At 52.2% G+C, this 12,521-nt stretch carries 13 protein-coding genes; 2 read left to right on the top strand and 11 right to left on the bottom strand.

Features of this window, described 5'->3' with window-relative positions:
- Positions 1 to 2: 2 nt before the first annotated feature.
- Entirely contained in the window at positions 3 to 557 is a 555-nt protein-coding gene (locus tag K7X24_RS14160) for a YaeQ family protein (RefSeq protein ID WP_039483887.1), read from the bottom strand.
- A 240-nt stretch (positions 558 to 797) separates the two neighbouring features.
- Here K7X24_RS14160 and K7X24_RS14155 point away from each other — a divergent pair, with 240 nt between their 5' ends.
- Together K7X24_RS14155 and rof are read left to right on the top strand one after the other, a co-directional pair.
- Positions 798 to 998 (top strand): YaeP family protein, encoded by a 201-nt coding sequence (locus K7X24_RS14155; protein WP_224555421.1) that lies wholly within the window; start codon positions 798 to 800, stop codon positions 996 to 998.
- Positions 985 to 1,245, top strand: coding sequence for a Rho-binding antiterminator (gene rof / locus K7X24_RS14150; protein ID WP_029367608.1), 261 nt, complete (start codon positions 985 to 987; stop codon positions 1,243 to 1,245). Before K7X24_RS14155 ends, rof begins: the two co-directional genes overlap by 14 nt.
- Positions 1,246 to 1,371: 126 nt before the next feature.
- On the opposite strand, the gene tilS is transcribed toward rof, so the two are convergent.
- From tilS to skp, 10 genes are all read right to left on the bottom strand, one after another.
- Entirely contained in the window at positions 1,372 to 2,706 is a 1,335-nt protein-coding gene (gene tilS, locus K7X24_RS14145; RefSeq protein ID WP_224555419.1) for a tRNA lysidine(34) synthetase TilS, read from the bottom strand.
- Positions 2,696 to 3,085, bottom strand: a complete 390-nt coding sequence (locus tag K7X24_RS14140) for a VOC family protein (protein WP_224555417.1) — start codon at positions 3,083 to 3,085, stop codon at positions 2,696 to 2,698. The genes tilS and K7X24_RS14140 overlap by 11 nt, the downstream gene beginning before the upstream one ends.
- A gap of 107 nt (positions 3,086 to 3,192) precedes the next feature.
- Positions 3,193 to 4,152, bottom strand: coding sequence for an acetyl-CoA carboxylase carboxyl transferase subunit alpha (accA, locus tag K7X24_RS14135; RefSeq protein WP_224555415.1), 960 nt, complete (start codon positions 4,150 to 4,152; stop codon positions 3,193 to 3,195).
- 12 nt (positions 4,153 to 4,164) lie between these two features.
- A complete protein-coding gene (gene dnaE / locus K7X24_RS14130; protein ID WP_224555413.1) occupies positions 4,165 to 7,647 on the bottom strand; it encodes a DNA polymerase III subunit alpha in 3,483 nt (1,160 codons plus the stop codon).
- Positions 7,648 to 7,732: 85 nt separating this feature from the next.
- Positions 7,733 to 8,329, bottom strand: a complete 597-nt coding sequence (gene rnhB, locus K7X24_RS14125; RefSeq protein ID WP_224555454.1) for a ribonuclease HII — start codon at positions 8,327 to 8,329, stop codon at positions 7,733 to 7,735.
- 20 nt (positions 8,330 to 8,349) lie between these two features.
- Positions 8,350 to 9,501 carry a lipid-A-disaccharide synthase gene (gene lpxB, locus K7X24_RS14120; protein WP_224555412.1) on the bottom strand — a complete coding sequence of 384 codons (1,152 nt, stop codon included), beginning with the start codon at positions 9,499 to 9,501 and terminating at the stop codon, positions 8,350 to 8,352.
- A gap of 3 nt (positions 9,502 to 9,504) precedes the next feature.
- Positions 9,505 to 10,293 carry an acyl-ACP--UDP-N-acetylglucosamine O-acyltransferase gene (gene lpxA, locus K7X24_RS14115; protein WP_224555410.1) on the bottom strand — a complete coding sequence of 263 codons (789 nt, stop codon included), beginning with the start codon at positions 10,291 to 10,293 and terminating at the stop codon, positions 9,505 to 9,507.
- Between the two features lie 4 nt (positions 10,294 to 10,297).
- A complete protein-coding gene (gene fabZ, locus K7X24_RS14110; RefSeq protein ID WP_224555453.1) occupies positions 10,298 to 10,771 on the bottom strand; it encodes a 3-hydroxyacyl-ACP dehydratase FabZ in 474 nt (157 codons plus the stop codon).
- A gap of 83 nt (positions 10,772 to 10,854) precedes the next feature.
- On the bottom strand, positions 10,855 to 11,877 hold the full coding sequence (gene lpxD, locus K7X24_RS14105; RefSeq protein ID WP_224555408.1) for a UDP-3-O-(3-hydroxymyristoyl)glucosamine N-acyltransferase: 1,023 nt from the start codon (positions 11,875 to 11,877) through the stop codon (positions 10,855 to 10,857).
- Between the two features lie 3 nt (positions 11,878 to 11,880).
- Entirely contained in the window at positions 11,881 to 12,378 is a 498-nt protein-coding gene (skp, locus tag K7X24_RS14100; RefSeq protein WP_103861163.1) for a molecular chaperone Skp, read from the bottom strand.
- Between the last annotated feature and the right edge of the window lie 143 nt (positions 12,379 to 12,521).

The following is a 12,521-nucleotide window of genomic DNA, read 5'->3' as shown; positions in this document are numbered from 1 at the left end:
TATCATCCCTGAGTCTGAGGGATTTTCCACTCAGAAAATGCTATTTCCAGACTATTCTTATCATCAGACAACCAGATCGTGCCTTCCTGTATCGTTGCCTGCAATGACATGGTGCGCTGAACCAGTCCGGCAAGCTGAGCCAGCTGATTATCATCCAAAAATCGGATAGCAAGATTCTTGTACCCAGAGACTTTGCCCGATATTGCGCTCCACCAAACCTGTGCCGCACGCTCGCTGTAGGCGTACAACACGACGGAACGCGACTGATTGCAGGCTTTCTTGAGCCGTTTTTCATCCGGCAGGCCTAGCTCAATCCACAGTTCCAGCTCCATCGTATCGTTACGTCGCCAGATTTCCGGTTCGTCATCTGCGCTGAGCCCTTTGGTAAAGCGCAGGTTTTCATCAGCATGGCAGATCCACGCTAAAAGCCGCAGCATCATGCGCTGCTCAGTTTCAGACGGATGCTGCGCTATCGTCAGGTTCGCGTCGTGAAAAAAATTCCGATCCATATCGGCAATATTGATTGCTGCTTTGTAAACCGTTGCTTTTAATGCCATCAGTGACCTCGTATTTATTCCCTCCTAGTTTACTTGAGTTAGCGCCATCCTCACAGTAAAGGTGATATCTGCCACGTAACCGATAGATTAGGCCTCTAAGGACTACTGATATCCTGTTAGTGCCTATGCTATAGTCGGTTTGATAAATAGAGTTTATCTTCGTAGGCTTACAACATCGCGCACCACAGCTAGTGATGATGCATGAATATCTACCGAGCTAAGCTTTCAAGGGAGGATATAGTGCAAGAATACTGTGAATTAGTACGTCGCTTATACGCAGAGATCGCCAGTGGCGATCTGGGCTATATACCCGATTCGCTGGGTTGTGTTTTAAAAACCCTGGATGGCATTGCCGCGAATGGTGCGTTGCCATCCTCCGTCAGGGAACAGGCCGCTTTTGCCGCCGCTAACTTATTGGTGAGTGATTATGTCAATGAGTAATGAATATCAACCCATCAACTGTGATGATTACGACAGCCTGGAAGCCACTTGTCAGCAGAATTTGACGCTGACGCTGGAACTACGCAATGGTGAAGTTGTGACCGGTAAAGCCAGTGATATGATCTCACGTAAGCAGGTCGAATATCTGGTGATTGAAGCCTCAGGCACAACGCGCGAGCTGCGTCTCGACCACATCGTCAGTTTCAGTCATCCTGAAATCGGGAAGGTCGTCGTCAGCGAATCCTGACAGACTTCTCCTTTCATTTAGCGGCAAACGCTGAATCAATACTTCCAAAACGGACAACACAGGTTGTCCGTTTTTATTTCAGCACTTTTGCTTCAAGCTTTTTATCCTGGCTTATTTTTCCCAAACTTATTTTCCCCAAACAATGTGCCATACAGGCTGATTCTCTCTCGCCTGCCCTTCTCGCGTGACAAATCGCCCCACCGCCGCAATCAGTTGCTCGTTGTAAAACACCAGCGGTGTACGGTCGCGCCACCAGGGCGGAACATTCAACTCCTGCCAGAGCTTTTTGATTTGTCGCCCATGGGCTCTGCCGACAATATGCACGGTTCCATTGGTCGAAAAGCGAATACTCACCGCCTCACCGTTTTCCGGTGCGCGAATCGCCACACCGCTATCGGCCAGCAACAACGTGCCCAGATTATCAGGTAGCGACAGTGGGTATGACGGCGATTTCCACGGGATAACGCGGTCTTTTAGTGACGGCATCAGCGGTAGCAAATAGAGATACAGCCGAAAACGGCGGACCTGCATCTGATTCAGTTGCAATACAGGTTCAGCATCCTGACGGCTCGTCGCAACCTCATCCCAGAGCCGTTGTAGCTGTTCACGCGCAGGCATCGTTGCTCCTTGCTGCGCCAGCCAGCGCCGCAGTAGCGCAAAACGACGCACCGGGCTCAGCGGCGCCAGACCGTCAATGCTCAGCGCGCCATCCGGCTGACATAGCGCCTGCAATGATTCCTCTAGCAACTCATCGAGCAGTTGTTCCTGTTCGGCACAAAGCTGGGCGCTACGTGCCACGGCAGAGGGGAAATGCGGCCAGCGCTGCGTCAATCGCGGTAAGATCTGGCGACGTAGAAAATTACGGTCGAAACGTTCATCCTGATTGCTGTCGTCTTCGATCCACTGAAGCTGATGCCGCTGTGCGTACGCTTCCAACTGCAAACGAGAAATACCTAACAGCGGGCGCACAAGACGATGATGACTCAGCATACTTTGAGCCGCCATCGCAGATAACCCGGCAGGCCCGCTGCCCCGTTTAAGCGCCAGTAAAAAGGTTTCGCTTTGGTCATCCAGATGTTGCGCCGTCAGCAAGGCTTCGCCCTCTTGCAGGTGCGCTTGCAAAGCCTGATAACGCACTGTTCGGGCAGCGGCTTCGATACCGCCGTTCTGCGCCTCAACCTTCACCGGCAGCGAGGCAAACGGCACCTGCCAGCGTTCACACTGCTGGTGACAATGTTCAGCCCAGCTATCGGCCAGCGGATTTAAACCATGATGAATATAAGCCGCACGGATGGGTAGCCCAGAACGCTGACGCAGGGCCACCAGCAAATGCAAGAGCACGCTAGAGTCCAGACCGCCGCTGTAGGCCAGCAGGATCGACCCACATCCGGCCGTTTGCGCCACGATCGTCTGGAACAATCCATCAACAGGTTCGGTATGGTCCACGGTATCAGATCTCATACAGTTCTAAAGGCAAGCCGTCAGGATCGGAGAAAAAGGTGAAGCGCTGCTGCGTTTCAGGATCGATCCGGACAGGTTCACAGATAACGCAAGCCAGCTCCAACGAGGCGACGGCCTGTTCTACATTAGCCACGGCAAAAGCAAGGTGGCGTAGTCCACAGGCTTCCGGACGACTCACGCGCGCAGGTGGGTGAGGGAAAGAAAAGAGCTCAATGGTATAACGCCCATTCAGCGAGAGATCTCCTTTCCAAGACTGTCGCGCTTCACGGTAGACCTCGTTGTTCAACGTAAACCCCAGCACATCACAATAAAATGCCTTGCTGCGTTCATAGTCAGAGGCAATAACCGCAATGTGATGGACATCGAGCAACTTCAGCATGCTTCAAACCCTCATAGCAAAAAATCCGCTGTCATTTCTGACAACGGATTCTCAAGGTAATGCCAGAATTGACTGATTGATAATACATCAATCAGACAATCACCTTATCAGCAGTAACCATAATTCATCAAACGCTGATAACGGCGGTTCAACAGCTCTTCTTCAGTCAGGCCGTCGAGATCGAGCAGATCGGCCAGCAGCTGTGCTTTCAGAGACTCTGCCATCGCTGGGACATTACGGTGCGCAGAACCCAACGGCTCAGGGATCACGGTATCAATCAGTTTCAGCTCTTTCAGACGCGGCGCAATGATGCCCATGGCTTCGGCCGCCAACGGCGCTTTATCCGCACTCTTCCACAGGATAGACGCACAGCCTTCCGGTGAAATAACCGAGTAGGTGCTGTATTGCAGCATGTTGACCTTGTCACCCACGCCGATAGCCAGTGCACCACCAGAACCACCTTCACCGATAACGGTACAGATGATTGGCACACGCAGCGTCGACATTTCACGCAGGTTACGCGCGATAGCCTCAGACTGACCGCGTTCTTCTGCACCAACCCCCGGATAGGCTCCTGGCGTGTCGATAAAGGTGATAATCGGCATCCTGAAACGATCGGCCATTTCCATCAGGCGCAGCGCTTTGCGATAACCTTCCGGTGCTGGCATGCCGAAATTACGGCGAATCTTTTCTTTGGTTTCACGTCCTTTCTGATGACCAATGATCATCACCGGGCGCCCCTCCAAACGGGCAATCCCGCCGACAATGGCTTTATCATCGCCATAGGCACGATCGCCAGCCAATTCATCAAAGTCGGTAAAGATATACTTAATATAATCAAGCGTATAAGGACGTTGCGGATGGCGCGCTAATTGCGCAACCTGCCAGGCACCCAAATCGGCGAAGATTTTGCGCGTCAGTTCAACGCTCTTCTCACGCAGTCGCTGGACTTCTTCGTCCAGATTAATATCTAATTTTTCGTCTTGACGGCTGACTGCAGTCAGCGAGTCAATTTTCGCTTCCAACTCTGCAATCGGCTGCTCAAAATCAAGAAAATTCAGACTCATAGTATTCCTATATTAGTCAAATTCCAGTTCCACCTGCTCATTACCCACTAATGTGCGCAGCTCGTTCAGTAGCGCATCGGCAGGCGTTACACGCCATGCTGCGCCGAAACGTAACCGAGCGCGCGCATCTTCACGCTGGTAATAGAGATGCACTGGGATCGTCCCCGAACGATGGGGTTCCAACGATTGGCGGAGACGGTTTAATAGCTGGTCATCAATTTGCCTGTCAGTCAGCGAGATAGCAAGCCCGCGCGCGTATTTTTCCCGCGCTTCACTGATATCCATTAACTCTCGGACGGTCATTTTAAGCCCGCCGCTGAAGTCATCAAAGCTGACCTGTCCACTGGCGATAAGGATACGGTCTTTCTCAAGTAAATGCTGATATTTTTCCAATGCATCGGTAAACAGCATTATCTCAAGACGACCGGAACGATCGTCCAATGTACAGACACCAATACGGTTACCCCGCTTGGTTACCATGACGCGAGCCGCCAACACCAGCCCAACGGCAGTGGTCATTTTACCCCGATCCGTCGGGTGCATATCTTTCAAACGCACGCCACCAGCATAGCGTTCAATTTCCTTAATATATTGCGTGATCGGGTGACCAGTCAGGTACAACCCCAGCGTTTCCCGCTCACCATCCAGCACGACCTGCTCTGGCCACGGTGGCACGGTGCTGTAAGATTGCTCAACCTGCTCAGGCGCATCGGCCAGCACGCCGAACATATCGACCTGACCGGTAGCCTCCGCTTTCGCATGCTGATCTGCTGCCTTCAGTGCATCAGCCAATGAATTCATCAGCGCGGCACGATGCGGCCCCAGACGGTCGAACGCCCCAGACATAATTAGCTTTTCCAACACGCGGCGGTTCAGCTTTTTAATGTCCGTGCGCGCGCAAAGGTCAAACAGCTCTCTAAAATAACCGCCCTGATTACGCGCTTCAATAATCGCCTCAATCGGACCTTCACCGACGCCTTTAATCGCCCCGATGCCGTAAACAATCTCGCAATCGTCGTTCACGTGGAAGTGATACAGCCCGCTGTTGATATCTGGGGGCAGGATTTTTAACTCCATCCGCCAGCATTCATCAACCAGTCCCACCACTTTATCCGTGTTGTCCATATCAGCCGTCATCACCGCCGCCATGAATTCAGCCGGATAGTGCGCTTTTAGCCACAGCGTTTGGTAAGACACCAGCGCATAGGCAGCGGAGTGAGATTTATTAAAGCCGTAACCAGCGAATTTTTCCACCAGGTCGAAAATTTTAACCGCCAGTTCGCCGTTCACACCGCGAGATTTGGCCCCATCTTCAAAGCCACCACGCTGCTTCGCCATCTCGACAGGGTTCTTTTTCCCCATCGCACGGCGCAGCATATCCGCACCGCCCAGCGTATAACCCGCCAGAACCTGCGCAATCTGCATGACCTGTTCCTGATACAGGATGATACCGTAGGTCGGCTCCAGCACGGGCTTAAGTGACTCGTGCTGCCACTCGATATCAGGATACGAAATCGCCTCACGGCCATGCTTACGGTCGATGAAGTTATCCACCATACCGGATTGCAGCGGGCCGGGGCGGAACAGCGCCACCAGTGCGATCATATCTTCAAAGCAGTCGGGTTTCAGACGCTTGATCAGGTCTTTCATGCCACGCGATTCAAGCTGGAATACCGCGGTGGTTTCCGAGCGTTGCAACATATCGAAACTTTTCTTATCATTGAGCGGGATCGCCGCGATATCAATCGGTTCCTGCCCTTGCTTCGCACGGCGGGCGTTAATCATTCCCAGCGCCCAGTCGATGATGGTCAACGTACGCAGGCCAAGGAAGTCAAACTTCACCAGCCCAGCATATTCCACATCGTTCTTGTCAAACTGGGTAACCGGATGGTTCCCTTCCGCATCGCAATACAGCGGCGCGAAATCGGTAATCTTGGTGGGCGATATCACGACCCCACCCGCATGTTTACCAGCGTTACGCGTTACCCCTTCGAGCTTGCGTGCCATATCGATGAGAGCCTTAACTTCCTCATCGGCTTCATAAATTTCTGGTAGTTGCGGTTCGGCAGCAAACGCTTTTTCCAGCGTCATGCCCGGATCGGGCGGCACCAGTTTTGAAATACGATCGACAAACCCATAAGGGTGCCCAAGCACGCGCCCTACATCACGAATCACCGCTTTCGCCGCCATCGTACCGAAGGTGATAATCTGCGATACCGCATCACGCCCGTACATTTCCGCAACGTGATCGATAACCTTGTCGCGTTTTTCCATGCAAAAATCGACGTCGAAGTCAGGCATGGAGACACGTTCAGGGTTGAGGAAGCGTTCAAACAGCAGGTCGAATTCCAACGGGTCCAGATCGGTGATTTTCAGCGCGTAGGCCACTAACGAGCCCGCACCGGAACCACGTCCCGGCCCAACGGGCACATCGTTATCCTTCGACCACTGAATAAACTCCATGACGATCAGGAAGTAGCCGGGGAACCCCATCTGGTTGATTACGCCCAGTTCAATGTCCAGACGCTCATCATATTCAGGCCGACGCTCAGCGCGCACTTCCGGATCGGGGAACAAAAATTCGAGACGCTCCTCCAGCCCCTTTTTCGAGCACTGAACCAGAAAATCTGCCGTACTCATGTCGCCCGTCGGGAACTGCGGCAGGAAATACTCACCCAAGCGAATCGTTACATTACAGCGCTTGGCAATTTCAACGCTGTTAGCCAGCGCTTCGGGGATATCCGCAAACAGCTCGCACATTTCCTCTTCGGAACGCATGTACTGCTGCGGACTGTAATGACGCGGACGTTTGGGGTCATCAAGCGTGTAGCCGTCGTGAATAGCCACGCGGATTTCGTGAGCATCAAAATCATCGGTGCTGATAAAACACACTTCATTGGTCGCCACCACGGGTACCCTGTGCTTCGTCGCCAACTCGACGGCCGCGTGCAAATAGCTTTCTTCATCGGGGCGGGACGTGCGGATCAATTCCAGATAGTAACGCTGGGGGAAGTGTTCCTGATAGAAAGCCAGACACTGTTCGGCTTGCGTCTGGTTACCGCGCAGCAAAAATTGACCGACATCACCCCGACGGCCGCCAGACAGTAAAATCAGCCCCTCCTGATGCTCAATCAGCCAATCCCGGTCAATCGTCGGCCCAGCAGCACCATAACCTCGTTGATAAGCCTGGGAAATCAGCAGCGTGAGATTCTGGTAGCCAGCATTATTCATTGCCAGAACGGTAAGATGCGCGAGCTCATCACCTAATTCGTCGCTTTCGACACAGAAATCTGCGCCAATAATGGGCTTGATTCCCGCGCCATGCGCGCTGCCATAGAACTTAACCAGCCCACACAGATTGGTAAAATCGGTAATCGCCAGCGCTGGCATACCGAGTGCCGCCGCTTTTTTTACCAGCGGACCGACTTTGGCCAGCCCATCGATCATGGAATAGTCACTATGAACACGCAGGTGAACAAAACGTGGTTCGGCCATCTCCAGATCCCAGAATTTATCGATTAGTCAGCATGGCAACGACACGCTTACGTGCGCACGCCATACCGAGAGTTAATGATGATGTTTACGCCAGGCCTAATGCACGTTTGACTGGCGCGAAGCTCCGACGGTGAAACTCAGTGGCACCCAGTGCGGCCAGTTTCTCCAGATGAAAAGCCGTTGGATAGCCTTTGTGTTGGGCAAAACCATAAGCGGGGAAGCGTTGATCTAACTCGACCATCTCACGATCGCGAGTGACTTTCGCCATAATCGAGGCCGCACTGATTTCTGCCACACGGCTATCCCCTTTAACGACCGCCTGAGCAGACATCGGCAAGGCTGGGCAACGGTTGCCGTCAACGAGAACAAAATCAGGCACGATAGCCAACCCAGCCACCGCACGCTGCATTGCCAGCATGGTAGCATGCAGGATATTCAGTTGATCAATCTCTTCCGGTTCCGCACGGCCAAGGCTCCATGCCAGCGCCTTCTCTTTGATTTCATCATAGAGCGACAGCCGACGTTTTTCACTCAGTTGTTTGGAATCCGCCAACCCGACAATTGGCCTAGTTGGATCAAGAATCACCGCAGCCGTTACGACCGCGCCAACCAGAGGGCCACGGCCCACTTCATCAACGCCAGCGATACAGGTTGCCTGCGGATAAATAAAAATTTCAGTCATGGTTTTATTAGATGGTTTTACTAACATGGCTTTACTAATTCCAGTACCGTCTGAGCCGCTTGCTCATCGGCGTTACAGCGGATCTGCTGATGCAAATCTGCAAACGTCGTGCGTAGCTCAGCCATTTCTTTCGTATCTGCAAACAGCGGCAGCAGCGCAGCAGCCAACTTATCCGGCGTACAGTCTGTCTGAAGCAATTCCGTCACCAGTTCGCGCCCAGCCAGCAAATTCGGCAGCGACACCCACGGCGTTTTGACCAAGCGTTGTGCGAGCCAAAAGGTAAAAGGCTTCATGCGATAACCGACAACCATCGGGCATTTAGCCAGCATGCACTCCAGCGCCGCCGTACCGGATGCCAATAGTGCCGCATCACTGGCAATCATAGCTTCACGTGCCTGCCCATCCAGCAGGTGCACGCGCAGATCGGGCGCCACGCTACTTTTTATCCGCTCAAACTGTTCACGCCGCTTGCTGTTGACCAGCGGAACCACGATTTCCAGATCGGGAAAATGCTGGCGCAGTAGCACAGCCGTATTGAGAAAATCTGCACTAAGCATTTCAACTTCTGCACCGCGACTGCCCGGCAACAGCGCCAGACAATGCACATCAGGCGCAATACCCAACGTCGCGCGTGCTGCCAGTTTATCGGGATGCAGCGGCATCGCATCAGCCATAGTATGACCGATAAAGCGACAAGGGACATTGAAACGATCGTAAAACGCTTTTTCAAAAGGCAAGAAGGCCAGCACCAGATTGGTCGCTTTACCTATTTTGAAAACGCGTTTTTGCCGCCATGCCCATACAGAAGGGCTGACGTAGTGAATAGTATTGATACCGCGCTGCTTGAGGTTTCCCTCTAGCGTGATATTGAAATCAGGGGCATCAATGCCCACAAAAACATCAGGTTGAAGTTCGCTAAAGCGCTGGGTTAAATCCCGCCGAATTTTCAGCAGGCGAGGAAGCCGTTCAAGCACCTCAACAATACCCATGACGGCCAGCTCTTCCATCTCGTACCAGGTTTCACAGCCTTCGGCCTGCATACGTGGCCCGGCAACGCCGACAAACCGCGCATCCGGCACCTTTTCTTTTAGCGCTCGGATCAGGCCTGCGCCAAGGATGTCGCCGGAAGTTTCTCCGGCGACCAGCCCAATAGTCAAAGGACGTGATGACATGGATTAACGAATGATGCCGCGCGTGGAGCGGGCAAAGAAATCGGTAAACGCCTGCACCGCCGGGTGTTCAGCCGCCAGCGCTTCAATTTCCGGTTTCACTTCGTCCAGCGTTTTACCGCTGCGGTAGAGAAGCTTGTACGCGTTACGAATCGCGTGCAGGGTATCTTTTTCGAATCCACGGCGCTTCAGGCCTTCAATGTTCAGGCCGAACGGCGTAGCGTGGTTACCCTGTGCGATAACATACGGTGGAACATCTTGCGCCACACCAGAGCACCCACCAACCATAACGTGAGCACCGATAATGCAGAATTGGTGTACCGCGGTCATCCCGCCGATAATTGCAAAATCATCAACGGAAACATGCCCACCCAACGTCGCGTTATTCGCCAGAATACAGCGATTACCTACTACGCAGTCGTGTGCAATATGCGTGTTGATCATCAACAAATTATCGCTACCGACTTTAGTCAACCCACCGCCCTGCGACGTACCACGATGAATCGTGACGCTCTCACGGATGCGGTTACGATCGCCAATCTCAACGCGAGTCGGTTCCCCAGCATATTTGAGATCCTGATTCACTTCACCAATTGACGTGAACTGATAGACTTCGTTGTCGCGACCAATTTTAGTGACGCCATTGACGACGATATGTGATTTCAGCACCGTCCCCGCACCGATCTCAGCCTGAGAACCGATATAGCAGAACGGGCCAATATGAACGCCAGCACCAATAATGGCACCGTCTTCAACAATCGAGCTGGGGTGAATAAAGGCGGTTTGATCAATCACGTTATCAGGACTCCCGACGACGAGCACACATCATTGTCGCTTCACAGGCCACTTCGCCATCAACTTTGGCAACACCTTTAAAGCGTGCAACGCCACGACGCTCTTTAATGAATTCAACTTCAAGGATCATTTGATCGCCTGGCTGCACGGGGCGCTTAAAGCGCGCTTCGTCCACAGCGGCGAAATAATACAGCTCACCCGGCTCCAGTTTACCTACGCTTTTAAACGCAAGAATACCGGTAGCCTGAGCCATGGCTTCCAGAATCAACACGCCAGGAAAAATCGGTTTACCCGGGAAATGCCCCTGAAAGAAGGGTTCGTTGAAAGAGACGTTTTTCACCGCCCGCAGAAACTTCCCTTCTTCAAAATCCAGTACCCGATCAACCAGCAAAAACGGGAAACGGTGCGGTAATAATTCTAAAATCTCTTCAATATTCAGAGTATGAGTGTCAGTAGTCAAAATACTCTTCCTGTCCATAAAAACTGATGCCATCAACAACACGGCCTGCGCAGACCCTAAATTAGGTGTCTTCAGGCAGGCCGCAAATAAAACGCGAGTGATTAAACGTCATCGACTTTTCGTTCAACGGCTTTCAACCGTTTGCTTATCTCATCAATATTCATCACCAGCGCTGCAGTTTTGCGCCACACTTTGTTGGGTTGCAAAGGAATGCCCGAAGAGTATACCCCAGGTTCTGTGATTGGTCGCATGACCATCCCCATTCCCGTTACCGTCACTTTATCGCAGATCTCCATGTGCCCGTTAATCACGCTGGCACCACCGATCATGCAATAACGACCAATTTTCAAGCTCCCCGCCATAATGACGCCACCCGCGACCGCGGTATTGTCGCCAATCACGACGTTGTGCGCAATCTGACATTGGTTATCAATGATAACACCATTGCCAATGACCGTATCATCCAACGCACCACGATCGATGGTTGTACTCGCACCAATTTCAACCCGATCGCCAATTCTGACCGTGCCCAACTGCGGGATCTTCACCCAGTTGCCGCGATCGTTAGCATAGCCAAAGCCGTCAGAACCGATCACCGTTCCCGACTGGATCAAGCAATGCTCGCCAAGCTCAACACGGTGATAAATCGTTACATTTGCCCACAAACGAGTACCAGCACCAATGCGGGCATCTTTGCCGATAAAGCATCCGGGGCCAATGACAACGCCATTACCCAGCTGTGCACCAGATTCGATGACGGCATTTGCGCCAACGGACACGTTCTGGCCCAGCATCACGTCTGGCGCAATAACTGCACTCGGCGCAATATCGGTTGCCGGCTGCGGCGTCGTATCCAGCAGTTGCGCCATACGCGCATAGGTAAGATAGGGATTCTTCACTACCAGCGCCGCAACCTGACAGTAAGGTAAATCCGCTTCCGTCAGCACGACCACTGACGCTTGCGTCCCAGCCAGTTGTTCACGGTAACGACTGTCGGAAAGAAACGTAATTTGCCCAGTTTTTGCTGAATGCATAGAAGCAACACCGGTGATGACGATATCGCCATCACCGTGTAATTGTGCATCCAACTGTTGAGCTAACGCGTCCAGTCGAATTGAATACATGGTTTATTTAACCTGTTTCAGCACATCGGCAGTAATGTCTTTAGCATTGGCCACATACGCAACAGCGTTAGCGTCAATCACAACATCATAACCTTCTTTGGTTGCAACGGCTTTCACCGCATCCTGAATACGGCTCAGGATTTTGTTACGTTCTTCAGTCTGACGGCGACGGTTGTCCTGCTCAAAAGCCTGCGCTTTAGTAGAGAACTGCTCGCGCTGCGCCATGACGTCTTTTTCCATTTTGCTGCGATCGCTCGCTTTCATGGTAGAACCATCACGTTGCAATTTCTGCATCTTGCCCTGTAAATCGTTTTCCATCGATTGCAGTTCAGAAGCACGACCTTTGAATTCGTTTTCCAGCTGTTTGCCAACGGTTTCACGCTGCGGCAGCTGTTGGAAAATGCTGGAAACGTTAACAACGGCAATTTTGTCAGCAGCCTGAACGCTGGCTGAAGCAGCCAATGCTAAACCGAGGCCTGCGGCACATAACCACTTTTTCACTATAAACTCCTCAACCTAACCTAATTTGTGTCTTAACACTTTAATTATGAGCATCACGTCATGACATGACATGACATGACATGAATAGTTTATGTTCAACTATTCATGTCCATGAACTATTCATATCAACGAATCATGATGCG

It is taken from the genome of Pectobacterium versatile (assembly GCF_020166435.1).
GTDB classification, from domain to species: domain Bacteria; phylum Pseudomonadota; class Gammaproteobacteria; order Enterobacterales; family Enterobacteriaceae; genus Pectobacterium; species Pectobacterium versatile.
Note: the sequence above shows the minus strand (reverse complement) of the source record. Positions and strands in the feature narration are given on the sequence as shown.